Genomic DNA, 23033 nt, shown 5'->3' with positions numbered 1-23033 from the left:
AATGGAGAATGGATTGTCCATTTTTGCACTTGGTGGGATTAATGAGATTGGGAAAAATATGTATGTGGTACAGTATGAGGATGATATTTTAGTGATTGATTGCGGGGGAAAGTTTCCAGACGAAAGCCTGCTTGGGATTGATTTGATCATTCCGGATTTGACGTATTTGGAAGAAAATCGGGAGAAAATTCGTGGGATGCTGATTACGCATGGGCATGAGGACCATATTGGTGGGATTCCTTATTTTCTAAAAAAGCTCAATGTGCCGATTTATGCGACTCGGTTTACGCTTGGTTTAATTGAATTGAAGCTAACTGAACATCGTCTTCTTGCCGATACTAAGCTAATTCCGATTGATGCCGATTCTGAGCTTGAGTTTGGCAAAGTAGAGGTTTCCTTTTTCAAAGTGAATCATAGTATTCCGGATTGCCTCGGAATTGTGTTTGATACGCCTGAAGGCAAGGTTGTACATACAGGAGATTTCAAGTTTGATCTAACACCAGTGAATGACCAACATTCAGACATTCATCGGATGGCCGAAATTGGGCGTGAGGGTGTGCTTGTTTTATTATCTGAAAGTACAAATGCGGAGAGACCGGGATCAACACCTTCTGAGTCGAAGGTTGGGGACGTAATTGAAGAAGCCATTATGAAAGCGAAAAGAAAGGTATTTGTCTCGACATTTGCTTCGAATATCAGCCGGGTTCAGCAGGTTGTTGCTGCTGCGATGAAAACAAACCGCAAGCTCGCCCTGCTAGGAAGAAGTATGGTGAATGTCGTGGATGTGGCGGTTGAACGTGGCTATCTCCACATTCCCGATGGCATGTTGATTGATGCCCAAGAAGTGGAAACTCTCGCACCGGAGAAGGTATGTATTTTATGTACCGGAAGTCAGGGAGAACCGATGGCTGCGCTTGCTCGTCTTTCAAATGCTAGCTATCGCGATGTACATATTCTCCCAGAAGATACGGTGATTTTAGCGGCTGGTCCGATTCCAGGCAATGAAAAAAATGTGTCTCGCATTATCGATAATTTATTCCAGCTTGGGGCAGTTGTTTTATATGGTGGAAGCTCGACTGGCATGCATGTATCCGGTCATGGGTTTCAGGAGGATCTCAAGCTGATGTTGACTTTAATGAAACCAACATACTTTATCCCTATACATGGAGAATATCGGATGCTTCATCAACACAAATCTCTAGCAGTATCTGTAGGGGTAGAGCCTGAAAATATCTTTATCATTCAAAATGGAGATGTAGTTGATGTTAAACATTCGGAGGCACGCCAGACCCGGAAAATCCCTTCTGGCGATACATATGTGGATGGAATTGGTGTTGGCGATGTGGGTGATATTATTTTACGTGACCGCAAACAACTGTCTGAGGATGGCATGGTCGTCATTGTGGTCACGCTAAGTAAAAGAGATCAGAAAATCATTTCCGGACCCGATACGATCACGCGCGGTTTTGTGTTCAATCGAGACTCTGAAGAGCTGCTCCGAGAGACAAATCGCCTTGTAAAAAAAGCGATTCTTAATTTACAAAGCGAAAACAAATACCAGTGGAACGCCATGAAAAAGGAGATTAAAAAGGCAGTAGGACAATATTTATTTGCACAAACAAAACGCAAACCGATGATTCTGCCGTTTATTATAGAAGTGTAACCCTCCAAGCAGGAGGGTTATTTTAGTTCCAAACCTCATCCAACTTATCGGCATAAAATTCAATGGCACGTTTGTACTGCAGTATAGTCTTATCACTTGAAGTCCCAGCTAAACTTTTTAAAAGGAGTTCCATTGTTTCCTGATGTCGACCAAGATTGTAAAGTGACATTGCATAAAAAGTCTTCATCGCGTGGTTATTAGGAAATAGCGTTATTCCTTTTAACAGTGTTTCCTCTGATTTTTCATATTCTCCGAGGGTTCGATAGGTACTGCCTAAACCTAATAAGGGACCTTCGAAATCCTCATCCTGTAAACCTAGTCCAATTGCCTTTTCATAAAAAGGGACGGCATCCGATTCCAGTCCTAACACATCAAAACTCCAGGCTACTTGATAGTTTAGTTGGGGATCCTCCGGATTCTCCTTCACTAACCTCAACAATCGTTCGTTCGATTCTTTGAGCCGTCCCTCTTTTCTAAGTTCTATGGCTTGCTTCATTTCTGATAGGTTTCCTGATATTCCTCAAAATCTAGTACCTCAATCGCTTCTGACCAGTGTAGAACTGTTCCGACGAAGTCTCTAATATCAAGGTCATTCATCTCATAAGTTTCTCCTTCGTTAACTGTCCCTGTCGCATCTTCAATAAAGGTGACATCATATCCGCGGTCGAAAGCGGATATCGCAGTGAACATGCAACAAAATTCCGTATTAAATCCTGTGATGAAAACCTGTTTAACACCTAACTCTTCTAGAAGAGACGCAAGATTCGTTTTAAAAAATGAACTTGGTGTTGTTTTCTCGATTACATAATCACCCAAATCCCTCACTGATTCATGGAGTTCGGAACCTTCAGATCCTCGGTATAACGGACTTTCCTCCACTTCGTCAAAATGTCTAACCATGATCACAGGCAGCTTTTTCGCTTTAAAATCTTGAACGATGTGTTTAATTTTGGTCAGTTCTTCGCTAAAATCTTTAAAATTCACAATTCCGTTTTGGACATCAATCACTAGTAATGCTTGCATTTTCTTTCCACCTCTTTTTAAAAATAGGACTAAGTTCGCTCCAGACGTCAAATAGATTGCCATCCGGATCCTCAAATATAAAATTTTTCCCGGCATGGCCACGGTCTTCAATTTCTCCAACCGTGATATCACATTCTTTGAATTTCTTATGTAAATTCTCTATAGCTTGTAAACCATCAACCTCAAAGGTTACTGAAAATCGTTCATGTCCTTTTACATCAATGAAGTTTGAGGTTTGGCCCTCCTTTGCAGCAACGAGGAAAAAGCTTTGATCGGCTAAGTCAAGGATTGCTTTATCCTCGTCCATGTAATTTAGCGTTGCCCCAAGGTTTTCTGTGTACCAGGTGGCTGAACGCTGAACATTTGTAACTGGTAGATAGGTCGTTCCGACACGAAGAAGTGTTTGTTTCATTTTAGGAGTCCTCCTATTCTTTATCTTCCGTTCTCCCCATTGTTATATCATCGAAAGGTGTGTATTCATTACTAGGCATTTTTTTCTTTCGAACAGCTTTAAAAATAGACAAACTTACGGCTCCAACTATAATGGCGAGAAAAACATATATCATCGGTACTCTCTCCATTTCTCATAGGGATTTGTTATGTATTTAATTCGAGATACGTTTTTAATTTCCTGCAATTCTTTTCCAGTAATAAAAAGAAGCCATATCCATTAATAGGATTGGCTTCGCTTAGGTTATTTGGTTAAATCGTCGACGGCTTGGACGTATTTTTCGTATAATGGCTCCCACATTTGTTTTCGGTTTTCTACCTGTTTTCCGTCTAGTAACATTCCTATGACATCCAGACACACATGCCATCCCGCTAAGTCTCTTGGTGTATGATCGGTGAGCTTTGTAATCGTTTCGATCAAGAGCAACTTACATCCTTCAGGCTCTGAAGTGAGCTCAAAACGCACGCTGTCGTCTGCCCATGTGAATCCCAACACCGATTGATCATGAAAGTCAGTGATTGTCATTTCCTCAAAGGTTCCATTTCCCATATCAAAAAGGATACGGCCACCTTTACGAAGATCATCCACTTTTAATTCTGGAAACCACATTGGTAGTTTGTTATTGTCAGTTAGCATTGCCCAAACCTCACCAATTGAATGAGGATAATACCGCTCGAATGTGGCTATGTAATTTGGTTTGTTTTTTGAAAGAGTTGCGAGCATGATGTGCCTCCTGGTTTTAGAATATCGTGTTAAAGCTTGCTTTTAGATTGTCCCATCCGTATACCGCTTCTTTTAGATTTTCCCCACCGATTTCAACATCTACGTTGTCTAATTTGCGAGCTCCTAGCGCTTCATAAAATAGACATGATTTGTTTTCTTCCAATACTAATACTAGCATTGTGTTAATATCCTTGTCCAAAAGCTGCTTAACAACAGGAGCTGCTAACTTTTTACCCAAGCCTTGTCCTTGATATTCTTGTAAAATATAGATGGCGTAGAGCTCACCCAGATAATTTTCATAGTTTCCACTACGCTCTTTTCCACCACATGCAAACCCAACAATTTGTCCTTGTTCATTTTCCGCCACAAAAACATGTCCATTTGGGATACCTCTTTTCCACATCTTTTCCCTAGATTCATAGGACAATTGCTGGAGAAATTCATCTGGAACAATTCCGGAATAGGTCGTTCTCCAGCTATCAACATGAACATGGGCGATACCCCTTGCATCAGATAAAACGGCTTTTCTTATTTTCATAACGTCCCCCTATTTGACTTCTAGCGCACAGGCATAAAATGCGTCACCGTTTGATACATTTTCCTCGTTCTCATCCATCCACCAAACTCCATAGGAATAGTAATACACCCCTTTTTCCTCAGGTGCTGTGAAACGATGATTTTCTACTTTCACTTCCGTTTCCTTGTCACCCTGATAATAGGCTACATGGACCTCATTTGGCAGTGGTTCATAATCCATCACGAAAGTAACTTCTTCACCTGGCTGCACGACAATTGGCTTTTTACCTTCTAAAAGCGCTTCAGGTCCTGCTGTGTCCACACATACACCTTTGAACATACTGCTCCAGCAATAGGTGCCGAGTGTCGTTGGAAAGGTTTCATTCCCGATTTGAATGTTCGTTTCAGGTGGCTTGCTTCCTGTAAGCTCACTTGACGTATTACCTCCACAACCTGATAGAATAATCAAAATTCCTATTAAAAAGACAAGCATCCATTTTTTCACCATATGCCCTCCAATTGTGCGCTTTTATTAAATTGACGCAACCTTCTAAAAAAGGTTACACAATTTGAAACCAAATCGCTTATTTTTCCGTATATTTGGTATAATGAAATATATATGAAGAAACGGGTTTATTTTGTAAGGAGGTCATTCGATGGTAGGTCTAGTTGCGGTTGTCATGGTATTTTCAATTCCACTGGTTGCGATTATTACGAGCCATTTTCAAACACAATCTAAATACAAACAAAGAATCATTCAGGATGAATTGGAGTTAGAAAAATTAAAGCATGAGAATTACTTGCTTGAAACAGAGAAAATGCGTGTGGAGCTTGAAAAAATGAAGCTTGAAGCTCCCAAGGATGAAACAAAGATTATCTAAGCACCCAATTGGGTGTTTTTATTTTTCATCAATTAACGCGAAACTCTCACAAACAAGTAACATATCCTCTGAAAATTCACGGCCAATTTTCCGTAGTTCCTCAGTGAAAAACTTAACATGAACGTTTCTCCAATACTGGTAGGTTCGATCACCTTCACCTTCAGCAAATGCGAATTCCTCGGGAACCTCATTCATCGGTTGAATTGTTACCTCAACCGTTTTTATGATTGCCACCGGTTCATCCCTGCTATTTAATAGAATGCTATAATCGTCCACCTTTGGAAGGGGTGCGTTTTCGAGTTCATAAAAAACATATCCAGAACAGGTGGCTGTCTTGATTCCATCAATCACTAATTGTGCAAGGTAATCAGGGTCTTCCCCAAACTGCCATGCAACTACTGATTCTGGCTTGTCTTTTCCTTCCCAGAATTCGTTCCAATATTGTTGGGCTGCTTTGTTCATCTTACATCCTCCCAGTTATTTTTTAAAAAGTTATTAATCTCTTTTGTCCCCCGCAGGATAATCACTGTTTTATCTTGGGATAATCGGTTAAGGCGCTCCTGCATTTTATGTATTCTTGGCTTGTAGGTCGTCCAAATGAATTTGATAAACTCCCAATCTATTTTTTCGGTGCAGCCAAGGTCTGGTCGCTTTTTTCCGATATACTTAAAGTAGCGTTTGAACACTCGGTAAAGGCACTGATATCTAGGAAGTTCAAGATAGATGATGGTGTCAGCTTGCTTCGAGCGCAGTTCGAAGGTTTTGCTATAATTTCCGTCAATAATCCAGCTGTCTTTTGTGAGAATTTCCTCTTGGGCTGTTTTAAATTCCTCATGGGATGCTTCTACCCAGCCTGGTTTCCAAAAAAAGCGGTCTAAATGGTACACGTCGATTTCAAGTTTTTTACCTAACTCTTGAGCAAATGTTGATTTTCCAACACCAGCTGAAACTCCGATAACCATGATTTTTTTCATGTATTTCCTCACTTTATTCGTATTTATTCATGCTATAATTTTACTAGATTAAATGTTTTTAAGAAGGGGTAAGTCAAAGTGTATCATTTTATTGCATCTATTTTAAAAGGCATACTTACAGCAACAGGTGGAATTAAAGTTTATAACAAAGAGAAACTTCCAAAGGACGGCGCCTATGTGATTGCTTGTACACATACAGGGTATATCGATATTTTGTGGCTAGGTGTTTCCTTGTTGCCACGCCAAATTCATTACATGGCGAAAAAGGAGTTATTCACGAACAAGCTAATTGGTAGCTTTTTATCAAAGCTGAATGCATTCCCAGTTGACCGTGACAACCCAGGCCCAAGCGTTTTAAAAATTCCATCTCGATTGCTCTCAAAGGGTGAGATTGTAGGTATGTTCCCAAGCGGAACACGTACGAATGAACAAACTGCATTAAAGCAGGGGGCTATTACGATCGCGCAACGAGGCAAGGTTCCTGTTGTTCCCGCAGCGTATGTTGGACCAAATACAGTTAAAGAATTACTGAAGTTTAAAAAAGCAAAGCTTATTTTCGGAGATCCAATGTTTATTGCATCACCAGATATGGATGCAAAACAGGCACGTGAACATTTTACGCATGAATTGGAGAGAAAATTCGAGTTGCTTCGTGATGAGTTATAGAACGGGCATAGCTAACGCTTGGAGTGTGAATTCCAAGCGTTGTTATTTATAATTGAAACTTTTCCTTGATCATCTTGGCAACTTCTTCGGCGCTAAGGTGCGTGTTGTCTATTCTGAGGTAGTTTTCAAAGGTAATTTCACCTTCATATGAATTCAAGCGATGCTTTTCCATCGTTTGTTTTATATCATTTTCAGACCATTCAATGTCCCGTTTTTTCGGCTTGTGTTCCAGTCGATTTGGCGTTTTATTTCTTTCGAGCCTCTCCTCCAGGTCTGCTTCAAGTTCAACATAATATACTGTTGCCCCTCTGGATTCAAATAACTCAGAAAGTCCCTTTACATACTCCCAATCAGACTCGAGGTTAAACATCCAGACATACGTAAAAATCATGCCGTACAAGTCACTTTTTGACACTTCTTCAAAAATCTCCTGACGAAACAATTTGACTAACCGTTTCGCCTCTTTTGTACTGTAGTCGAAAAAATGACCCACCAAGTCAATTGTCATGTGGTTGTGAAAAAGCTTTAAATCTGTTATTTTCGCTAGTTCCTGCCCAACCGTCATTTTCCCTACTGCTTGAGGTCCAAAGATATGTACAAATTTCATAAGGCTTCCTCTTTTCTTTTTGAATATTCTACCATAAATGCACAAAATTTCACGTTTTTTCTGTAAAATGTACTTATAAACAGTAAATTTTGATTATCGACCGTAATTTAAGATTAAAAACAGTATTTTGGAGCTAAGAACAGTATTTTCAAATTAAAAACAGTAAAAGCTGCAGGGCGCTGAATCTAAGTAGACTTACTTGAATCTCAAACGAACATCCTTTACGATTGTGGTAATTCGTACATAAGGGAGTGGGAAAAATGGCAAGTGTGTATGATTTTGAAGTAAAAACGGTGAATGGGGAAATGAAGTCGCTTAAAGAATACGAGGGAAAACCACTTTTAATCGTCAATACAGCGAGTAAATGTGGATTCACGCCGCAATTTAAGGGATTGCAGGAACTATATGAAAAATATCAAAAAGACGGCTTGGTTGTTCTTGGGTTTCCGTGTGCTCAGTTTGGAAATCAGGAATTCGAAAAAATCGAGGAGACCACCTCTTTTTGCGAGATGAATTATGGCGTGACATTTCCGAGGTTTGCAAAAATTGACGTGAATGGCGAGAATGCAGATCCACTATTTCAATTTTTAAAAGACGAACAAAAAGGGGTGTTGTCAAAAGCGATTAAATGGAACTTTACTAAGTTTTTAGTTGATCGCAATGGAAAGGTTGTGGAACGCTATGCCCCACAAACCGAGCCAGCTAAAATGGAGGAAGACATTGAAAAAGTATTATAGATATTCTTTGATAATTTTCCACTCTTGGAGCTTGCCTTCAAGAGTTTTGTTATATTTGCCGGGGACAGGGCTCGTTGATGGAAGCTTAATTACCTCAACCTCAGGTAAGCGATTGAGCCCAATGTATTTTTGATAACTTTTATACGATTTTGTGCCATTACAAACGATTAAACGAAGGTTCGGGTGATTTTTTACAAATGCCTCAATCTCATTCGGTTCCTCATTTTTTATATTGGAGTCCAAACTACCTTCACGGTGGCAGCTATATAACACGTCCCAAAGTGCAATTTTTCGTTCTTTTAAAAAGGCAATTTTATCCTTGTAGTCTGTTAGTTCATGACTTTCAAAAAGCATGAACATGATTCTCCAAAAATGATTGCGTTTGTTGCCATAGTACTCTTGTTTCCTTAGTGACTCTACACTCGGCATTGAGCCAAGGATCAGTATTCTTGGGTCCTCACAAAAAATAGGCTCAAGACCAAAAATTCTCTCCACAACCATCACCTTTTCTGCTATGTTTAATCTATCATACCATTCGAGGTCATTTAACATGAAACAATCTATTGTTATCGAGGCACCCATTAAAGATGTATTTGACAGTATTGCAAAGGCGAGTTTACGTGAAAAATGGTTTCCGAACGTGACTTCTATTCGTTATTCTAACCCAAAAGATGAGTCGAAAACAGGGGCTACCTTCCAACTGACAGCCGAAGAAGGTAAGGAACATGTTTTGTTACAGGGGAGGAATAAGGAAGTCAGCCTACACTCGCATTTTGCGTTCGAGCTTGAATCCCAGACCTATATCATGACTTTTTCGTATCACTTACACCAACAGGGTGAGCACACGCTAGTGGATCAAGAGTTTGAAACCAAGTATCATCGTCCTGTTATGAATGCAATTGATAAGCTATTTAAAAGCTCAACGAAACAGACTGGTGAATTTGTTCTAAAAAGTTTAGCAGATTATTGTGAAACTAGGGTAGTCCACAATTAGGCTAAGTAGTTCAGTTTTGAAATAGAAAATATAAATTCGATGCCGAAATATTGAATAAAATAACAGGCATTTTGAAGTAAAATTAACAAATAATTTCGCAGTATAAAAGGTGATAAAACTAAAAGGGATTTCCGAAACAATCGGAAATCCTTTAACACTATTTGTATTATTTCTTTGGTGTTGTTATCTCAATATTTAATGCTTTTGCGGAAGCTGGAGCCGATGTGTCTATTCCACCTTCCACCCAAACTACAACCTCCTGTCCTTCTTGAAAATTCTTGATGTTTCCGTTTTCAGGTAAGGCTACCCAAGTTTGTCCTTTATCTGCATCCTCTACTAAAATGCGATTTTCTTTTTCGTTTATTTCAACAATATTTCCCTTAATATCAAATTCACCTTTAACTTCTTCTTTATTGCTACAACCCACTAAGGTAAAACATATTAAAAACAGTATAATCAAATTCTTTTTCATTTAGTTTCTACCTCCCTCAATAGCTTCAAATTATTAGTCGTAATAGAGTAGTATTTAGTTACCTTGATTTATCTTAAGTACAAAATATCCTTATATCAACTTCCAAACTAAAATTAACAAAGGAATTAGTACAACTTTTGACTTATGACCAATAGCCATTGTCCGCCTACTAATTTGTAAGCTAATTTATGAGCTATTTTATATACTTTTTTCCTCCGAGCATTGATATATCAACAAAAATAAAAAGTATAATTCTTGTGCGAATTGTACTCAAAATTGTGGTGTTAATTTAATTTTTCTACCTTAAAACTGAACTACTTACAATTAGGCTACCCTGCTCTTTTCTTGCCTAATATGACTTTTAGCTTATTAAGGTGTATACCCTGTCGGAAGCTTAATCATTTTTCATCATATTTTAATTCAACTTTTTCTTCTTTACCATTCCATTTTATGGTTATTTCTTGGATACTTTCTTTGCTTTTTATTGGTTCAAAATCCATATCTTTTGGGATCTGAGGAGTACCGCCAGTTCCCCAAGTGTGGGTAAAAAACTCTCCCAACTTCAATCACTTCTCCCTCCGTAGCTTCTACTGAGGCTCGACCATTTTTATATAAAAATTCAACATATTGACCTAAATCCGATTCGTTCCCAATGTAATTCAATGTTATAGTTTCAAGATTTTCATATTCAATTTCATATCGATCATCTGTCTTTTTATTATTTTTCAACTTTACCTCTGCTTTTTCAATCCACTCTGCTGACCAATTATCGCTACTCCCTTTAAAAGTCTGATGATATCTCTTGGTTGTTTGGCAACCAGATAGAACGCTTATAATAACGAACAGAATCAAACTTATGCTGATTAGTCTCATGTACATTCCCCCAATCATCATATTCATAATCCTAATTCTATAAGCTGTTAACCACCTATAAATCAATATAATGATTTCGTGTTGTCCGACATCGTGTTTGCAAGAATAAGATAGATTACTATATTTGCAGGCGGTAAAAGAAGAAAGATGAGTCTTACCGCAAAAGAGGATATACCGAAAAATTCCGCGATACCACCACAAACGCCCATAATAGCCCTATCTGTTGAGGATTTTCTTAATTTTTGATTCAATCATAATCTCCCCTCTCTTTTTTTAGAAAAAAGGTACTCTTCTATCATTAGAAAAGTACCTGCTGCATCGATGTCTTTATGAGGCTTTATCTTTTATATGTTTCTTATTACTTGGTGCAAACCAACCGATTAGGGCAATGGCGACTAATACTCCATAGAAGATAATCGTCCAAACGGTACTATGAGGAAAGTCGTGTTCTAAGATCCCAATATCCTTATGTGCAAGGGTAATGACAGCAAGTTTGACTCCGACCCAGGCTACAATGGCATAAGCGGTTGTTTCAAGTGCAGGACGTTTTTCAAGAAGCTGTACAAACCATGTCGCTGCAAATTTGATTAAAATTAAACCGGCAATGCCTCCAAGAACCACAACAATAAATTGGCCCCCGTCCATTCCGCCGAAATCGCCAAGTGGTGAATCTGGTAGACCAAGGGCAAGTGCAACTGCTGCTAATATCGAATCAATGGCAAAAGCAAGGTCAGCTAATGCAATCTTCCCAACGGTAGGCCAAAAACCCTTACCGGCTGCTTCTTTTTCATCCTCTTTATGAACATTTTTATTGTCTTTTCCGAACTTCGCTTGGATGATATGCTTTAACCCTAGGTAAAGGAGATAAAGTGCACCAATCGCCTGTATTTGCCAAACATTTGCGATGAATGAAATGGCAAAAAGGGCTACAAATCGGAAAGCAAATGCCATTATGATTCCGTAATTTATGGCTTTCTTTTTTTGATCCTCTGGTAAATGTCTGGCTATAACTGCAAGTACGAGGGCATTATCGGCTGATAACAATCCTTCCAAGCCAATTAAAATTAACAATGCCCATGCGTATTCTAGCCATATTGTCTCCATCTATTTCGCTCCTAACGTAACTAAGAATATCATTTAAACTCCACTTATTATTAGAATTTCCCTTAATAATTGAGCTATCCTTTCATTACAAAAAGGATGCAATTACCAGAGCACGCTATGTGAAAAACGCGGCTTTCAGTTGAAATATTTGATACTTAATCCAACGTAAATCAATACCGTAACGACGGTAAGCCCTGACAAGAATAACCCTTTATTGAGCTTTGACCAGTTTTTCATCCATCCCCATCGTTTCTTATCGACATCAAACCAAAAATAATCGGCTAAGAGAGCGACAACAATAATTAAAAGGGCTATTAAAGGACTCATTTTTTCTCCTCCTGGAAAGTTAATAGACAAAATAATCCGATCCATCCTTAAAAAAATCCATAATCCAAATAATTCCCATGAAAATGATCCATAATAAAAACGGAATGGCAATACTCATGAAAGCTTGACGCCAATTGTATCGGTTCTTCTTTTTTCGTAAAATCCAGTCTATGATAAAATACTGTATTGCAGCACCCAGACTAACCCATTGAAGGATGGAACCGAAAAGTAAGTGTAAGACGAATGACAGATATGGCTCCGACCGTTTCATCCTATTTTTCGCAATGAGCCCTGATAAGAAATCACTTATGATGGATGTTACCGTTCCGTAAACGAAGATAACTGGAAAACTGTACATGAGGTAAAAGGGCACAGCCCTTGTGAAACTCCACAAGTATTCTTTTATAGAGTTGATTTCATCCCCAAATGGGCTCGGAACGAATAAGCCTAGGAGGATTGCAAATAGAGCACCTGTGAGGGATGCTGCGAGTAGTTTTCTTGGTAGTACGTCTTGTTTTTCATCTGCCAAATCCATTCAACTCCATCTAAAAATCACCTGCGATCGTTAAAAAAATTGTTTTATTCATTTTAATTCTCCATTACGTTAAAAACCCAAAGTAAAATAAAACAAAATACATTCCAAAACATAAAATCGAACCAACTAAAAAGGGACTGATTCTTAATGTCATTTTCTCGTGTTGGAGTTTATAGTTCCCTAAAAGAGCATCCTGTGGAACTCATCAAAAAGGCAAAAATGACGAAAATGCTGGAGCCCAGGAACATGGTGTTAGCAAGGTTTGAATCAAAAAATAATGAAATTCCGATAAGCAAGCATAACTCTACAACTACCACTAATAAAACAATGATCATGTATTTTTTCAAGGAACCCACTCCCTTCATTATACATTTACGTGGAATATTGGCAGAAGTTTCAGTTTTTTTACCATTTTTTTCTTCCACAAAAAACAGTTACTCTTTCCTCTTTTTAAGTTCTTCTATTGGATTGCTTCTCAATGCCCGATACTAAAGACGCTTTTCATGAAAATCACTCCATTTTAAGAATGAGTGGTTCTTCTACTACCCTCACGAGCATCCACTTTCCGTCTATAAGCTGCCAGGTCTCAATTGTAAATAGTCTTGCTAAAACCTTTTCTTCATTTTCAATTAACAGTTCGTAGAAGACCGCAACATTCTTGGAATCCTTCATACGAATGACACGATTTTTACATTTCTTTTTTGTTCCTAATAGTTGTTTAACAGATTCTCGTATACACAAAATCGCATCTTCCCTACCAACAAGTACTGGTTTTTCATTGGTCTCATTAAACAAGATAGCATAATAATCTTCCCTCATTCTTTCTATAGAGGAAGCGTCTCCTGTCTCCAATGCATTGTTCCAATCTATGATAAATTCGTCGTGTATCCGTGTAAATTCAGCTATTTGGTTTTCCATTTTAAACACCTTAATTCTCCCCTTATAGACGCCTTTCGTTTGTATGTTTAATTCCACAAAAAAAGTGTGATTCCTGCATAGGGCATCACACTTTACGATTCACAATATCTTTGCCATATAGTATTCATCAACAAAGACACCTCCGATTAAAAGGGAATGGCGTTTGGTACCTTCAATTTCAAATCCCAGCTTTTTATATAAAGATAAACCTGCTGCATTTTGAGTCACAACGGTCAATTCCAAGCGATGGATTTCTTGGGTTAACGCCCATTTTTATAGTTGTTTAAATAGCTTTGTACCCACGCCTATTCCCCTGTAATCCTTCAAGATTCCAATTACGATGTATACTGAATGTTTGTTTCTTCTTGCATTGCCGCCAATAGCCATTATGAAACCAATCAACTGATTTTCTTCCTCCGCAACAAGAATCGTCGAATTCTCATCTGATTCGAATCTCTCAATCATTTTCCGTTGCTGGTCAGGACTCACTTTCCGTTCTCCCGCTTCCCATAGCATGTAATCTGATGTATTTTCCACCTGCTGGGTCAGCTTAACAAAGTTTTCTGCATCTGCGGGTGTAATTTCTTTTACTAGCAATCTACTTCCCCCTAACCTTCGATAATCTTCTCCATGATGACATAGGATTTACCGCCTTTTGTAAAACGGTGGTTGGTTTCTTGCAATCCGAATTTTTTATAAAAGTCTATCTTTTTCTGTCTGGCGTTACACCATATCCTGTTCAAGTCTTGATTCATTGCCTCATTTATCACAAATTCTAATAATCTACTTCCGTATCCCTTACCTTGTTCATGTTGGAGTGTTGCAAACTTACGAAACTGAGCCTCCTGATGATTGATAAATAGGGAGATTACCGAAATTAGCTTGTCTTCCTTAAAGAAACCATAATGAATCCCACTATCGTCATCTTCTAATTTTATGTAGTCAAAGTCCTTATCAGGCCACATGACTTTATGTCGGACCTCCCAGGCTCTTTCCTTATCGATTGTTTTAATTATGGTTTTCATAGTCCTCTCCTTGTTCCTTTGGTTCAGAGGGACAGTACATTGTCCCAAACGGGACGATGTACCTGTCCCCGTGTCCCGTTATAATTCCTTTGTATAAAGGATGTAATCGGTGAAGTAGCCATCTATTTGCAAGTCTTTCAAGCGAGTTTGTTCCCTTTTTTGTGTTTTCTTATTTGTAAAATAAACATGTACTTTCTTACCATTGTCGTGTAATTTCTTTACAATGCGGGCCGTAATGTCACTTGATTCGATCCCGATAATGGGGTAGTCGGTTGCAATAGCCTTATTCAAATCAAATTTCCCTTTTTTAAACAAAAAGGTAAGTGGAATATCCGGTGCTAACGTACTAAGCTTATCTAGACTTTTAGTAGAAAAGGATTGAAGGATGACTCTCTTATCATTGAGTAACTGATATTCTTCTAAGAGATCAATGACTTTCTCCTCCATAGCTAACTGGTTATTCACAAGCCTTGTTTCAATATAAAAATTCTCCGTATCAGAAAACTCATCAAAAATCTCTCGTAAGCTTGGAATTTCCTCTGATACCATTTTATTATTAAAAGTCGACACTGTTTTGAAATTTTTTAGCTCCGCCAATGGATAATCAGAAACCTTTCCTTTTCCATTCGTCGTTCGATCGATGGTATCATCATGCATGGCTACCAGTTCGCCATCCTTTGTCATACGCAGATCAATTTCTAAATAATCAATCCCATCTTGAGAAGCTATTTTATAGGCCGTTAATGTATGTTCATTAAACCGGTCATTTGCTCCTCGATGGGCAATGATCAACGATTCCCATGCTCTCACAGGTTCTTCTTTACGCTCTGTTATAGCTAATGCAATCGTTGTAAATCCGAGGCTTATTAACAATGTCAGAATCAAATACCTTTTTACCAAACGAATCCTTCCCATCGTTTCATCATTTAATACCATTTAAACATATTAACAAGCTGTTTTTCCACTTACTTACAACACTTAATATAAAAAAAATGCTTGGCATCCCAAGCAATTTTTATACATTTATTCAGTGTCTGTTTCCATATTTTTCACGACAAGTGCAGTGTTATTATTATTGATAAGAGAGTCGGTATCAAAGGAATCTTGAACTTCCTCACCGTTTAGTATCTGGTTAATCTTTATGTTAGCAGATTCAGCTTCTGACTTCCTGTCTTTCATTGTGATACCTCCTGGAGTTGTATTTCCTTAAAGAACTTTATTGGTTTAAATCGTATCTCTTCCCTTTAATTAAATACAGAATGCTTTCTGAAATGTTCGTTGAGTGGTCTGCCACTCTTTCGATATTTCTACATATGAAAGACAATTGTGTAATTTGTGAAATATTTTCAGGTTTTTGAGTCATTAGTCCTAATAATTCTTTAATCAGTATTCCATACGCTTCATCCACTTGGTCATCTACTTTGGCAACATTTTTTGCGAGTTCAACATCTTCCTCGCTATATGCTCTAAGGGAATCTGCTACCATTTTATTGGCTACCTCTGCCATTCGTGGTATGTCTTCAATTGGTTTAATCAATTGTTGAGTTCCAATTCGAATGACTGATTTCGCAATATTTACAGCTAAATCCCCTACTCTTTCAAGGTCAGATGAAATTTTAATCGCAACAATAACTCTTCGGAGATCAATAGCTACTGGTGCTTGCTGTGCAATTAACAAAATCGCTTTATCATTAATCTCTTCTTCCATTAAATTTAGCTGTGTGTCATTTTCAATAATTTTTAACGCTTTATCTACATCCTGACTTTTTAAGGCATCGATGGCTTGTCCGACTGCTTCTTGTGCTTGACTCCCTAATTGGATGATCATTTCTTTTAACTCGTTTAAATCCGCTTGAAACGTCGCTCGTACTGTCATCATAAATTCCCCCTTTTTTACCCAAAACGACCCGTGATATAATCTTCTGTTTCCTTTTTATCCGGATTTGAAAACATTTTACTTGTATTTGAAAACTCTATGACTTCTCCACTTAAGAAAAATGCTGTTTTTTCTGAGATTCTCGCAGCTTGCTGCATATTATGAGTGACGATGATAATACTGTAATTCTTTTTCAATTCTTGTATTAAATCCTCCACTTTTAAAGTAGAAATCGGATCAAGTGCTGAGGTTGGTTCATCCATTAAAATAACATCCGGTTCAATAGCCAAACATCTCGCAATACAAAGTCGCTGCTGTTGGCCGCCAGACATCCCATAGGCATTTTCTTTCAAACGGTCTTTGACTTCATCCCAAATCGCTGCTCCTCGCAGACTTTTTTCTACAATTTCATCTAATATTTTTTTATTTCGTATCCCATGGATTCGCGGACCATATGCAATATTATCGTAGATTGATTTTGGAAAAGGATTTGGTTTTTGAAACACCATTCCCACATTCGTTCTTAATGCTTCAACTGGATAGGATTTATCAAAGATATTTTTTCCACGATACAAAATCTCGCCAGATGTACGAACAATCGGGATTAATTCAACCATTCGGTTTAAGGTTTTGAGGTATGTCGATTTTCCACACCCTGAAGGTCCAATAATAGCCGTTACTTCATTTTCGGCAATTTGAAGATTAATTTCCTTCAATGCCTGGTCTTCTCCATACCATAAGTTTAAATTCTTCGTATCATAGACGATTTTCTTATTTGTATCTGTCGGCTCGGACTTTTTATTGATTCCCTGAACAAACTTCTTCTTATTTTCAGTTTCAACTGGCATTTGTTATTTCCTCCAGATGGTTGGTTAATATCGTTTTTGAAATTTATTTCGGATGATGACTGCGATTGAGTTCATGATCAAAAGTATTAAAAGTAGGATTATGATTGTTGCAGCTGCTAAGTTAGCATATTCCGCCACCAATGCTGAATCTAAGGTCCAATAATAAATTTGGATTGGTAACACAGTAAACTTGTCAAAAATGGTATCTGGAAATGGAATTAACAGCGCCGGGATTCCTATTACAACTAGTGGAGCTGTTTCACCAACTGCACGTGATAAGGCTAAAATTACACCTGTTAAGATTCCTGGTATGGCAGCAGGAAGTACAACCTTTTTTATCGTTTGCCATTTCGTTGCTCCTAATCCATAGGACGCCTCCCTCAAAAATTGAGGAACTGCGCGGAGTGCCTCTTGGCTGGCCACCACTACGATTGGAAGAACAAGTAGCGACATCGTCAATCCTCCAGCAAGCACAATATTACCAAGACCCAACGTCCTAACAAAGACTGTCAACCCGAGAATACCAAAAACAATCGAAGGAACACCCGCTAAATTTGCAATATTCGTTTGAATAAATGACTGCAACCTGCCTTTTGTCGCGTATTCTTCTAGATAAATCGCTGTGCCTATCCCAAGGAACATCGTTACTGGGGCAACCACAACCATCAACCACACTGTTCCTAAAATGGCACCCATAATCCCCGCTCTATCTGGATCAGTGGATAATTTACTAGTTATAAAGTCTAAATTAATCCAGCCTAGCCCATCTGCTATTACACGATAAAACAACATAACTAGAACAACTAGGCCTAATAATGTTGATAAAAGAAAAATGATTTTCAAAATTCGATTTGTAAGGAGTCGAGACCCCATCTTTTTCTGTACTTGGTTTGCATCCACATATTTCATATTTAATACCCCTCCCTAAATCGTTTAGAGATATATTGGGCAATTAAATTCATAATTAAGGTAAAGAAAAATAACGTGATGGCAACGGCATACAAGCTATAGTATAAAGTTGATCCTGCTGCTGCCTCTCCGCCTGTTACCTCAACTATATAAGCCGTCATTGTTTGCATGGATTGAGTAACATCAAACGTGAAATTTTTGGAGCTACCGCTCGCAATTGTGACAATCATTGTTTCACCGATGGCTCTTGAAATCCCGAGTACAAAAGATGCGATGATTCCAGAAATCGCAGCCGGGATTACAACACGCCACGTTACCTCGAGCTTCGTTGCTCCAAGTGCCAAAGCTCCTTCCCTCATTGCATTTGGCACAGAACTCATCGCATCTTCTGAGAGAGACGCAATCATCGGTATAATCATAACCCCCATTACAATTCCTGGACTCAGAATATTTGTCGGTTCTAAACTTGGAATAAACGATTGTAATAATGGAGTAACAAAGGTAAATGCGAAGAATCCGTACACGATGGTTGGTATTCCGGCTAGTACCTCTAACAGCGGCTTCAATGTCCTTCTAACATTTTCTGACGCATATTCACTTAAATAAATAGCTGACATGATTCCAATTGGGATTGCGACTAACATCGCAATCGCTGATGAGATAACGGTGCCCGTCAATAAAGGTAAAATCCCAAATTTCGCGTTAGCCCCTAGTGGTTTTAATTTGGTGCCTGTAAAGAAATCAAGGAAGGGCACATCTTTAAAAAAATGCACCGCTTCGCTCAAAAGGGTATATAGGATGCCAATCGTAGTAAGAATGGAGATGATTGCGATAATAAACAAAAACTTTGGCATAAGCTTTTCAGTGACATTGTTAAAGCTTACTGCTTTTTGTTTTTCTTGAATCATCTCTCTTACATTTAATTCTTTTTGATTTCCCATTTCCTTACCTCCCTTTCACCCTTTAATATAAAGAGAATACTCGCTCTAGCCGATTACTGTTGCTTTAAGGCTTCTAAATAGTCTACGGATGCCTGAAGTTCCTCAGCTGGTAATGGGGCAAAACCTGTTTCTGCTGAAGCTGCCTCTGCATTCTTCATTGCATAGATCGCAAAGTCTAGAACTTGTGGTTTCTCTTTGGCATTTCCCTCGTTTAAATAGGTAAATACAGGTCGGGTAAATGGGGCATATGCACCGTCTTCTTTAATCGTGTCAAGCGTTGGTCCTACCGGACCATTACCAAAATCAATTTTTACCGCATTTAACTTATCCTTATTGCTTGCATAGTAGCCATATCCAAAAAACGCAATCGCATTTTTATTTTTTGTTACTAAGTCAACTAAGGTCGAGTACTCCTGTTGCAGATTAATCCCTCCAACGAGATCCTGCTCTTTCAAGATGGTTTCCCAGAAGAATTCGTATGTACCATGGTTTTCGTTGGGACCATATGTTTTTATTGGTTCATTAGGGAACCCTTCTCGAACATCTGACCAATTCTTTTTACCTGCACTTGCTGAGAATATATCAATGACTTCTTGTTGAGTAAGATCTGTCGCCCAATCATTTTCCTTATTAACAACAATTGTTATGCCATCTAGAGCAACCTTAAATTCCTTCACTGTAATTCCTAGCTCCTCAGCCTTAGCAAGCTCTTCCTCTTTTATTTTTCTTGAAGCATCATTAAAATCTGTGCCGCCACCTTCTACTAAGAACTTTTTAAAGCCAGCACTTGTCCCAGACCGACTTACCTCAACTGACACGTTTTCCTGTTCATTAATCATGTAATCTTCTGCGAGCTTTGACATTAACGGAAAAACAGTTCCTGACCCATCAATAACAACACTTCCTTCTAGCCCTCCTCCGTTTCCGTTATCGTTTCCACCACCACATGCTGTTAAAACAAAGAGTAAAATTGACAATACAAAGAGATTTTTGACCTTAACTTTCATGAGAATCACCCTATCTTTTTTTTTATCTTTCTTACATTTCCCACTAAAAAGGTAATTTATTAAAGTAGAGAAAAAAAAGACTTCAACTCACGATCATTCATGTAAGGCTGCTATCTCTCCATAAAAAAAGCGTTGATTCATTTAAAATCAACGCTTAAAGATTTATCTATTGAAAATCGTCGGAGGTTAGATCCCATTCAAGTTTGGTAGTTTCTGCTTTGCTGCCAAGCATGATTTTATACGTTTCTGATTCTCTCGCATCAAATATGATGTCACCCGTAATGGAGTCCCCTTCCTTTATTTCTCCTGAAATTTGAGTACCAAAACTGAATTCCGTTCCAGCTGAAACATTGTTCCAGTTAACGACGTTGTCGACAAAGATTTTAAACGGTAAAACATCTTCTATTTTTACAGCCTGTGATGTTCGGCTTGTTACGGTTGCGTTTGCTACAACGTATGTACCTCTTAGAGCCTTTTCACCATCTTCACCTGTTTCATACTTAACACTGTTTATTGTTACCTCAAAATCACCAGCAGTTGATTTGTAAAGGCCGGTTTCACCTATTGTTAAGGTGCCATCCTCACTAATTCCGTCTCCTCCGGTTTCTGAATCCCCACCACCACATGCACTAATTAATAATACCGTTAAAACAAGTACAAATAAAAACCCCCATTTCTTCATTCCATAAGCCCCCTTTTTGTATTTAAAAATTGATAATATTCAGAAATATTATACCAAAAGTCTTGTATGAAAGATAGCAATTACATGCCATTATTGGTAAAAAAACAGTTGTACTGAAATGCGGAAACCTAAACTCATGCATTTCAGTTCAAAGACTTAAACAAGGGTCTTGTTTAGTAGCTGTTGCAAATCGTGATTCATGGAAAAATGGGAATTTTGCTTTAATACGTCCTCAAAAAGTGCCACTACCATTTCTGCTGAAGTTTCTATAGTTATTGGATCCATTTTTTCTGGATAAGTTGAAAGATAGGATGTAATAAAGGATGGCTCTAATGAATCATAAGCCTTAAATTGGTGTAGTTTCTTACCTTCATTCATCGCTTGTACTAGTAAGGTGTAGGCCCTCATTGTCTCAAGCATTTTGAGTGCATAGATGACATTCTTTCTCCTTAGAGCTTTCTCTAGACTCGTTGCACAATAGACAAATTCAAATGGTAAATCAAATCCAACTTCATATTTGTCATCTTGATTAAAGAACTTTTGATTTTCTTGATTCATTTTTTCAGTCACTAAGCCTGTTTTATCTACCAGCACTTTCCATAGAGGTGATTTCACGGAAAAAAATTTTCTTGGAACAATCGACACATTAAACTCTAGTTTGTTTTCCATAATCACGATCAGAAGAAAAATATCTTTCGTAAATTGTTTTTCTTTTATATAAATAGGATGTATTTCTGAAAAAAACGCGCGAACAATATCCTTCGTTGACTCAGCATCTTTCGTTCTAGAAGTAGTCACCATTAAATCAACATCCGAATACTCATCACTGTAGCCGGTGACTCCGGAACCGATTTGTACAATTCCTTCTACAAGATCAGATGTCTGCATTTTCGCAATCATCATATCAAAATAACTTTTTCTTTCCTCTGGACTATACATCCTTTTCATAGTCTCCTTGGTACTAGCCGAATAATGGCTCTTCTTTGTTTGATGTTTCTAGGTAAAATGGATAAATCACTATAATAAGCGACAAAAAGCCTAACATTATAAACAATACAACATGAGGAGAATCAAAATAGAAATTCAAAAAAAGACCCAAAAAAGTTGCTATAAAACTAATAACTGTAGATATCTTCCTTGTACGGGGGGTAATGTATTGTTTTTCCCCGCAATTGGGGCAGGTCAGTGCATTCGTTAATGTAAAGGATTTTTTGAAGGTTTGTTTCCAACTCCATTTTTTATTACACTTTTGGCATGTAGGCATATAACAAACTCCTTTCCACTCATAACGGACATTCTATTAAAGTTCACTTCCGTATTTTTCAGGCAACAATTGCATGATATTGCATTTTACTAATTCACCGTTATATGTAATGATCACATCGGTATCTTTACCGTAGTCGCTGATGAGCTCTCTGCACATGCCGCAAGGGGCTACCACCCAGCACTTTTCAATATTTTCATGAGGATGTGGGTGTGCAACTGCTACGATTGTTTCAAATTCGTGATCCCCTTCAGAGATGGACTTCCCCATGGCCATCGCTTCTCCGCAAACCGCAATTCTACCAACATTCGCTTCCAAATGAACAGCAGCATACACATTGCCAGACGTTGTTCGAACTGCTGCGCCAATATGATGACGGCCATATCCATAGTTCTTTTCGATTACCTTTTCCGCTGCTTTTATAAGTTCATAATCTTTATCATCTAATGGTTTGACATGTAACATTTCTATCCCTCACTCTATTCCTCTTATTATTTCAGTAGTTCTTGTCTCTCGATTCCCGGAATGATAGATAATTAATGCATTTTCTAAACGAATCGCATCGTTTTTCTCCACTTCGACTAGAACCGTTCTGGGTGTTGCAGCAGAATTACACGAACCACCTTTTTGTCTAAAATAAAAATTTAATTCCTCATTACTATCATTTACGGTTACATCCTTTAATTTAAAAGGACAACTGCTTGATTCTGTAATACCTACAAAATAGTAGTCATATGTATCGAAATCGGCTTTAGGAGTTTTCTTCTCCATCGAAAAATAATCCCAAGCCTCGGTTAGTTGTTCGGCATTCGTGACTTTGATTACTAAAGAGTTAATGTTCGGAGATTCACTAGGTTCTCTCTTAATTTCAAGCATATTGGACGGCATGTTTTTTTCACTCGCAACAACTTTCCATATTTCAGAGGAACACCCTGTTAATAATACTAAGAGGAGAATCCCTAAAAATAAACTTTTCAAGGTTTCGGCTCCTTTCCTAGTGGTTTTTTACCGTCGATT

At 38.1% G+C, this 23033-nt stretch carries 36 protein-coding genes and 1 pseudogene; 5 read left to right on the top strand and 32 right to left on the bottom strand.

Annotated elements, in window-relative coordinates:
• Window position 1: 1 nt before the first annotated feature.
• A complete protein-coding gene (locus tag ABC371_RS09570) occupies window positions 2–1663 on the top strand; it encodes a ribonuclease J (protein WP_412896592.1) in 1662 nt (553 codons plus the stop codon).
• A 22-nt stretch (window positions 1664–1685) separates the two neighbouring features.
• Here ABC371_RS09570 and ABC371_RS09565 read toward each other — a convergent pair whose 3' ends face one another.
• The 7 genes from ABC371_RS09565 to ABC371_RS09535 form a co-directional block, all read right to left on the bottom strand.
• A complete protein-coding gene (locus ABC371_RS09565; protein WP_412896591.1) occupies window positions 1686–2159 on the bottom strand; it encodes a tetratricopeptide repeat protein in 474 nt (157 codons plus the stop codon).
• The gene (locus tag ABC371_RS09560; protein WP_412896590.1) at window positions 2156–2686 is read right to left on the bottom strand and encodes an isochorismatase family protein; all 531 of its coding nucleotides are present in this window, start codon (window positions 2684–2686) and stop codon (window positions 2156–2158) included. Before ABC371_RS09560 ends, ABC371_RS09565 begins: the two co-directional genes overlap by 4 nt.
• A complete protein-coding gene (locus tag ABC371_RS09555; RefSeq protein ID WP_412896589.1) occupies window positions 2664–3098 on the bottom strand; it encodes a VOC family protein in 435 nt (144 codons plus the stop codon). Before ABC371_RS09555 ends, ABC371_RS09560 begins: the two co-directional genes overlap by 23 nt.
• Before the next feature lie 13 nt (window positions 3099–3111).
• The gene (locus ABC371_RS09550; protein ID WP_412896588.1) at window positions 3112–3252 is read right to left on the bottom strand and encodes a DUF3951 domain-containing protein; all 141 of its coding nucleotides are present in this window, start codon (window positions 3250–3252) and stop codon (window positions 3112–3114) included.
• Window positions 3253–3380: 128 nt separating this feature from the next.
• Window positions 3381–3860 carry an SRPBCC family protein gene (locus ABC371_RS09545; protein ID WP_412896587.1) on the bottom strand — a complete coding sequence of 160 codons (480 nt, stop codon included), beginning with the start codon at window positions 3858–3860 and terminating at the stop codon, window positions 3381–3383.
• A 16-nt stretch (window positions 3861–3876) separates the two neighbouring features.
• Window positions 3877–4398, bottom strand: coding sequence for a GNAT family N-acetyltransferase (locus ABC371_RS09540; protein ID WP_412896586.1), 522 nt, complete (start codon window positions 4396–4398; stop codon window positions 3877–3879).
• 9 nt (window positions 4399–4407) lie between these two features.
• On the bottom strand, window positions 4408–4884 hold the full coding sequence (locus tag ABC371_RS09535) for a hypothetical protein (RefSeq protein WP_412896585.1): 477 nt from the start codon (window positions 4882–4884) through the stop codon (window positions 4408–4410).
• Between the two features lie 148 nt (window positions 4885–5032).
• Between ABC371_RS09535 and ABC371_RS09530 the strand changes: the two genes are divergently transcribed.
• Window positions 5033–5257: a hypothetical protein gene (locus ABC371_RS09530; protein WP_412896584.1), complete on the top strand. Its 225-nt coding sequence runs from the start codon at window positions 5033–5035 to the stop codon at window positions 5255–5257.
• 18 nt (window positions 5258–5275) lie between these two features.
• Here ABC371_RS09530 and ABC371_RS09525 read toward each other — a convergent pair whose 3' ends face one another.
• Both ABC371_RS09525 and ABC371_RS09520 read right to left on the bottom strand, forming a co-directional pair.
• Window positions 5276–5719 carry an ASCH domain-containing protein gene (locus ABC371_RS09525; protein WP_412896583.1) on the bottom strand — a complete coding sequence of 148 codons (444 nt, stop codon included), beginning with the start codon at window positions 5717–5719 and terminating at the stop codon, window positions 5276–5278.
• Window positions 5716–6231, bottom strand: a complete 516-nt coding sequence (locus tag ABC371_RS09520) for a P-loop NTPase family protein (protein WP_412896582.1) — start codon at window positions 6229–6231, stop codon at window positions 5716–5718. The genes ABC371_RS09525 and ABC371_RS09520 overlap by 4 nt, the downstream gene beginning before the upstream one ends.
• Before the next feature lie 78 nt (window positions 6232–6309).
• Here ABC371_RS09520 and ABC371_RS09515 point away from each other — a divergent pair, with 78 nt between their 5' ends.
• Entirely contained in the window at window positions 6310–6897 is a 588-nt protein-coding gene (locus ABC371_RS09515; RefSeq protein WP_412896581.1) for a lysophospholipid acyltransferase family protein, read from the top strand.
• A 46-nt stretch (window positions 6898–6943) separates the two neighbouring features.
• Here the strand turns inward: ABC371_RS09515 and ABC371_RS09510 are convergent, their stop codons facing one another.
• The gene (locus ABC371_RS09510) at window positions 6944–7504 is read right to left on the bottom strand and encodes an AAA family ATPase (protein ID WP_412896580.1); all 561 of its coding nucleotides are present in this window, start codon (window positions 7502–7504) and stop codon (window positions 6944–6946) included.
• A gap of 260 nt (window positions 7505–7764) precedes the next feature.
• Between ABC371_RS09510 and ABC371_RS09505 the strand changes: the two genes are divergently transcribed.
• On the top strand, window positions 7765–8241 hold the full coding sequence (locus tag ABC371_RS09505; protein WP_412896579.1) for a glutathione peroxidase: 477 nt from the start codon (window positions 7765–7767) through the stop codon (window positions 8239–8241).
• Here the strand turns inward: ABC371_RS09505 and ABC371_RS09500 are convergent.
• Window positions 8236–8742: a DNA-deoxyinosine glycosylase gene (locus ABC371_RS09500; protein ID WP_412899312.1), complete on the bottom strand. Its 507-nt coding sequence runs from the start codon at window positions 8740–8742 to the stop codon at window positions 8236–8238. The genes ABC371_RS09505 and ABC371_RS09500 overlap by 6 nt on opposite strands.
• Window positions 8743–8791: 49 nt before the next feature.
• On the opposite strand from ABC371_RS09500, the gene ABC371_RS09495 reads away from it, so the two are divergent.
• Entirely contained in the window at window positions 8792–9235 is a 444-nt protein-coding gene (locus ABC371_RS09495; RefSeq protein ID WP_412896578.1) for an SRPBCC family protein, read from the top strand.
• A gap of 166 nt (window positions 9236–9401) precedes the next feature.
• Here ABC371_RS09495 and ABC371_RS09490 read toward each other — a convergent pair whose 3' ends face one another.
• The 21 genes and pseudogenes from ABC371_RS09490 to ABC371_RS09390 all read right to left on the bottom strand — a co-directional run bounded on the left by ABC371_RS09490 (window position 9402) and on the right by ABC371_RS09390 (window position 22994).
• The gene (locus ABC371_RS09490; RefSeq protein ID WP_412896577.1) at window positions 9402–9707 is read right to left on the bottom strand and encodes a DUF3221 domain-containing protein; all 306 of its coding nucleotides are present in this window, start codon (window positions 9705–9707) and stop codon (window positions 9402–9404) included.
• Between the two features lie 398 nt (window positions 9708–10105).
• Window positions 10106–10273 carry a hypothetical protein gene (locus tag ABC371_RS09485; RefSeq protein ID WP_412896576.1) on the bottom strand — a complete coding sequence of 56 codons (168 nt, stop codon included), beginning with the start codon at window positions 10271–10273 and terminating at the stop codon, window positions 10106–10108.
• A 369-nt stretch (window positions 10274–10642) separates the two neighbouring features.
• Complete coding sequence (locus ABC371_RS09480; RefSeq protein ID WP_412896575.1) at window positions 10643–10831, bottom strand: PspC domain-containing protein; 189 nt, start codon at window positions 10829–10831, stop codon at window positions 10643–10645.
• A gap of 76 nt (window positions 10832–10907) precedes the next feature.
• Complete coding sequence (locus tag ABC371_RS09475) at window positions 10908–11684, bottom strand: TerC family protein (RefSeq protein WP_412896574.1); 777 nt, start codon at window positions 11682–11684, stop codon at window positions 10908–10910.
• Between the two features lie 135 nt (window positions 11685–11819).
• Window positions 11820–12011, bottom strand: a complete 192-nt coding sequence (locus ABC371_RS09470; RefSeq protein ID WP_412896573.1) for a hypothetical protein — start codon at window positions 12009–12011, stop codon at window positions 11820–11822.
• Between the two features lie 19 nt (window positions 12012–12030).
• Window positions 12031–12546, bottom strand: a complete 516-nt coding sequence (locus ABC371_RS09465) for a hypothetical protein (protein ID WP_412896572.1) — start codon at window positions 12544–12546, stop codon at window positions 12031–12033.
• Between the two features lie 510 nt (window positions 12547–13056).
• The gene (locus ABC371_RS09460) at window positions 13057–13464 is read right to left on the bottom strand and encodes a hypothetical protein (protein WP_412899311.1); all 408 of its coding nucleotides are present in this window, start codon (window positions 13462–13464) and stop codon (window positions 13057–13059) included.
• A gap of 99 nt (window positions 13465–13563) precedes the next feature.
• Window positions 13564–14061, bottom strand: a pseudogene (locus tag ABC371_RS09455) (N-acetyltransferase family protein).
• Window positions 14062–14072: 11 nt separating this feature from the next.
• Window positions 14073–14489 carry a GNAT family N-acetyltransferase gene (locus ABC371_RS09450; protein ID WP_412896571.1) on the bottom strand — a complete coding sequence of 139 codons (417 nt, stop codon included), beginning with the start codon at window positions 14487–14489 and terminating at the stop codon, window positions 14073–14075.
• A 78-nt stretch (window positions 14490–14567) separates the two neighbouring features.
• Complete coding sequence (locus tag ABC371_RS09445; RefSeq protein ID WP_412896570.1) at window positions 14568–15389, bottom strand: glycerophosphodiester phosphodiesterase; 822 nt, start codon at window positions 15387–15389, stop codon at window positions 14568–14570.
• A 123-nt stretch (window positions 15390–15512) separates the two neighbouring features.
• Complete coding sequence (locus ABC371_RS09440) at window positions 15513–15668, bottom strand: hypothetical protein (RefSeq protein WP_412896569.1); 156 nt, start codon at window positions 15666–15668, stop codon at window positions 15513–15515.
• A gap of 37 nt (window positions 15669–15705) precedes the next feature.
• The gene (phoU, locus tag ABC371_RS09435; RefSeq protein ID WP_412899310.1) at window positions 15706–16365 is read right to left on the bottom strand and encodes a phosphate signaling complex protein PhoU; all 660 of its coding nucleotides are present in this window, start codon (window positions 16363–16365) and stop codon (window positions 15706–15708) included.
• A gap of 17 nt (window positions 16366–16382) precedes the next feature.
• Window positions 16383–17213, bottom strand: coding sequence for a phosphate ABC transporter ATP-binding protein PstB (gene pstB, locus ABC371_RS09430; RefSeq protein WP_412896568.1), 831 nt, complete (start codon window positions 17211–17213; stop codon window positions 16383–16385).
• 24 nt (window positions 17214–17237) lie between these two features.
• Window positions 17238–18122: a phosphate ABC transporter permease PstA gene (gene pstA, locus ABC371_RS09425; protein WP_412896567.1), complete on the bottom strand. Its 885-nt coding sequence runs from the start codon at window positions 18120–18122 to the stop codon at window positions 17238–17240.
• 2 nt (window positions 18123–18124) lie between these two features.
• Window positions 18125–19063 (bottom strand): phosphate ABC transporter permease subunit PstC, encoded by a 939-nt coding sequence (pstC, locus tag ABC371_RS09420; RefSeq protein ID WP_412896566.1) that lies wholly within the window; start codon window positions 19061–19063, stop codon window positions 18125–18127.
• Window positions 19064–19116: 53 nt separating this feature from the next.
• On the bottom strand, window positions 19117–20070 hold the full coding sequence (locus tag ABC371_RS09415) for a PstS family phosphate ABC transporter substrate-binding protein (protein WP_412896565.1): 954 nt from the start codon (window positions 20068–20070) through the stop codon (window positions 19117–19119).
• Window positions 20071–20236: 166 nt separating this feature from the next.
• Window positions 20237–20752, bottom strand: a complete 516-nt coding sequence (locus ABC371_RS09410) for a DUF4352 domain-containing protein (RefSeq protein WP_412896564.1) — start codon at window positions 20750–20752, stop codon at window positions 20237–20239.
• A gap of 156 nt (window positions 20753–20908) precedes the next feature.
• Window positions 20909–21691: an aminoglycoside 6-adenylyltransferase gene (locus tag ABC371_RS09405; RefSeq protein WP_412896563.1), complete on the bottom strand. Its 783-nt coding sequence runs from the start codon at window positions 21689–21691 to the stop codon at window positions 20909–20911.
• Window positions 21692–21713: 22 nt separating this feature from the next.
• Window positions 21714–22016, bottom strand: a complete 303-nt coding sequence (locus tag ABC371_RS09400) for a TIGR04104 family putative zinc finger protein (protein ID WP_412896562.1) — start codon at window positions 22014–22016, stop codon at window positions 21714–21716.
• A 36-nt stretch (window positions 22017–22052) separates the two neighbouring features.
• The gene (locus ABC371_RS09395; RefSeq protein WP_412896561.1) at window positions 22053–22481 is read right to left on the bottom strand and encodes a cytidine deaminase; all 429 of its coding nucleotides are present in this window, start codon (window positions 22479–22481) and stop codon (window positions 22053–22055) included.
• A 9-nt stretch (window positions 22482–22490) separates the two neighbouring features.
• Window positions 22491–22994, bottom strand: coding sequence for a hypothetical protein (locus ABC371_RS09390; protein ID WP_412896560.1), 504 nt, complete (start codon window positions 22992–22994; stop codon window positions 22491–22493).
• Window positions 22995–23033 lie beyond the last annotated feature (39 nt).

The sequence above is a fragment of the Bacillus jepli genome, from assembly GCF_047238305.1.
GTDB lineage: Bacteria > Bacillota > Bacilli > Bacillales > Bacillaceae_L > Ferdinandcohnia.
This window is presented reverse-complemented; position numbering and strand designations above follow the sequence as displayed.

What these genes read in the sequence shown, in the direction of transcription:
- ABC371_RS09570 (WP_412896592.1), top strand. Translation starts at nt 2, where the DNA reads ATGGAGAATGGATTGTCCATTTTTGCACTTGGTGGGATTAATGAGATT.
- ABC371_RS09565 (WP_412896591.1), bottom strand. Translation starts at nt 2,159, where the DNA reads ATGAAGCAAGCCATAGAACTTAGAAAAGAGGGACGGCTCAAAGAATCG.
- ABC371_RS09560 (WP_412896590.1), bottom strand. Translation starts at nt 2,686, where the DNA reads ATGCAAGCATTACTAGTGATTGATGTCCAAAACGGAATTGTGAATTTT.
- ABC371_RS09555 (WP_412896589.1), bottom strand. Translation starts at nt 3,098, where the DNA reads ATGAAACAAACACTTCTTCGTGTCGGAACGACCTATCTACCAGTTACA.
- ABC371_RS09550 (WP_412896588.1), bottom strand. Translation starts at nt 3,252, where the DNA reads ATGATATATGTTTTTCTCGCCATTATAGTTGGAGCCGTAAGTTTGTCT.
- ABC371_RS09545 (WP_412896587.1), bottom strand. Translation starts at nt 3,860, where the DNA reads ATGCTCGCAACTCTTTCAAAAAACAAACCAAATTACATAGCCACATTC.
- ABC371_RS09540 (WP_412896586.1), bottom strand. Translation starts at nt 4,398, where the DNA reads ATGAAAATAAGAAAAGCCGTTTTATCTGATGCAAGGGGTATCGCCCAT.
- ABC371_RS09535 (WP_412896585.1), bottom strand. Translation starts at nt 4,884, where the DNA reads ATGGTGAAAAAATGGATGCTTGTCTTTTTAATAGGAATTTTGATTATT.
- ABC371_RS09530 (WP_412896584.1), top strand. Translation starts at nt 5,033, where the DNA reads ATGGTAGGTCTAGTTGCGGTTGTCATGGTATTTTCAATTCCACTGGTT.
- ABC371_RS09525 (WP_412896583.1), bottom strand. Translation starts at nt 5,719, where the DNA reads ATGAACAAAGCAGCCCAACAATATTGGAACGAATTCTGGGAAGGAAAA.
- ABC371_RS09520 (WP_412896582.1), bottom strand. Translation starts at nt 6,231, where the DNA reads ATGAAAAAAATCATGGTTATCGGAGTTTCAGCTGGTGTTGGAAAATCA.
- ABC371_RS09510 (WP_412896580.1), bottom strand. Translation starts at nt 7,504, where the DNA reads ATGAAATTTGTACATATCTTTGGACCTCAAGCAGTAGGGAAAATGACG.
- ABC371_RS09505 (WP_412896579.1), top strand. Translation starts at nt 7,765, where the DNA reads ATGGCAAGTGTGTATGATTTTGAAGTAAAAACGGTGAATGGGGAAATG.
- ABC371_RS09500 (WP_412899312.1), bottom strand. Translation starts at nt 8,742, where the DNA reads ATGGTTGTGGAGAGAATTTTTGGTCTTGAGCCTATTTTTTGTGAGGAC.
- ABC371_RS09495 (WP_412896578.1), top strand. Translation starts at nt 8,792, where the DNA reads ATGAAACAATCTATTGTTATCGAGGCACCCATTAAAGATGTATTTGAC.
- ABC371_RS09490 (WP_412896577.1), bottom strand. Translation starts at nt 9,707, where the DNA reads ATGAAAAAGAATTTGATTATACTGTTTTTAATATGTTTTACCTTAGTG.
- ABC371_RS09475 (WP_412896574.1), bottom strand. Translation starts at nt 11,684, where the DNA reads ATGGAGACAATATGGCTAGAATACGCATGGGCATTGTTAATTTTAATT.
- ABC371_RS09470 (WP_412896573.1), bottom strand. Translation starts at nt 12,011, where the DNA reads ATGAGTCCTTTAATAGCCCTTTTAATTATTGTTGTCGCTCTCTTAGCC.
- ABC371_RS09465 (WP_412896572.1), bottom strand. Translation starts at nt 12,546, where the DNA reads ATGGATTTGGCAGATGAAAAACAAGACGTACTACCAAGAAAACTACTC.
- ABC371_RS09460 (WP_412899311.1), bottom strand. Translation starts at nt 13,464, where the DNA reads ATGGAAAACCAAATAGCTGAATTTACACGGATACACGACGAATTTATC.
- ABC371_RS09450 (WP_412896571.1), bottom strand. Translation starts at nt 14,489, where the DNA reads ATGAAAACCATAATTAAAACAATCGATAAGGAAAGAGCCTGGGAGGTC.
- ABC371_RS09440 (WP_412896569.1), bottom strand. Translation starts at nt 15,668, where the DNA reads ATGAAAGACAGGAAGTCAGAAGCTGAATCTGCTAACATAAAGATTAAC.
- phoU (WP_412899310.1), bottom strand. Translation starts at nt 16,365, where the DNA reads ATGACAGTACGAGCGACGTTTCAAGCGGATTTAAACGAGTTAAAAGAA.
- pstB (WP_412896568.1), bottom strand. Translation starts at nt 17,213, where the DNA reads ATGCCAGTTGAAACTGAAAATAAGAAGAAGTTTGTTCAGGGAATCAAT.
- pstA (WP_412896567.1), bottom strand. Translation starts at nt 18,122, where the DNA reads ATGAAATATGTGGATGCAAACCAAGTACAGAAAAAGATGGGGTCTCGA.
- pstC (WP_412896566.1), bottom strand. Translation starts at nt 19,063, where the DNA reads ATGGGAAATCAAAAAGAATTAAATGTAAGAGAGATGATTCAAGAAAAA.
- ABC371_RS09415 (WP_412896565.1), bottom strand. Translation starts at nt 20,070, where the DNA reads ATGAAAGTTAAGGTCAAAAATCTCTTTGTATTGTCAATTTTACTCTTT.
- ABC371_RS09410 (WP_412896564.1), bottom strand. Translation starts at nt 20,752, where the DNA reads ATGAAGAAATGGGGGTTTTTATTTGTACTTGTTTTAACGGTATTATTA.
- ABC371_RS09405 (WP_412896563.1), bottom strand. Translation starts at nt 21,691, where the DNA reads ATGTATAGTCCAGAGGAAAGAAAAAGTTATTTTGATATGATGATTGCG.
- ABC371_RS09400 (WP_412896562.1), bottom strand. Translation starts at nt 22,016, where the DNA reads ATGCCTACATGCCAAAAGTGTAATAAAAAATGGAGTTGGAAACAAACC.
- ABC371_RS09395 (WP_412896561.1), bottom strand. Translation starts at nt 22,481, where the DNA reads ATGTTACATGTCAAACCATTAGATGATAAAGATTATGAACTTATAAAA.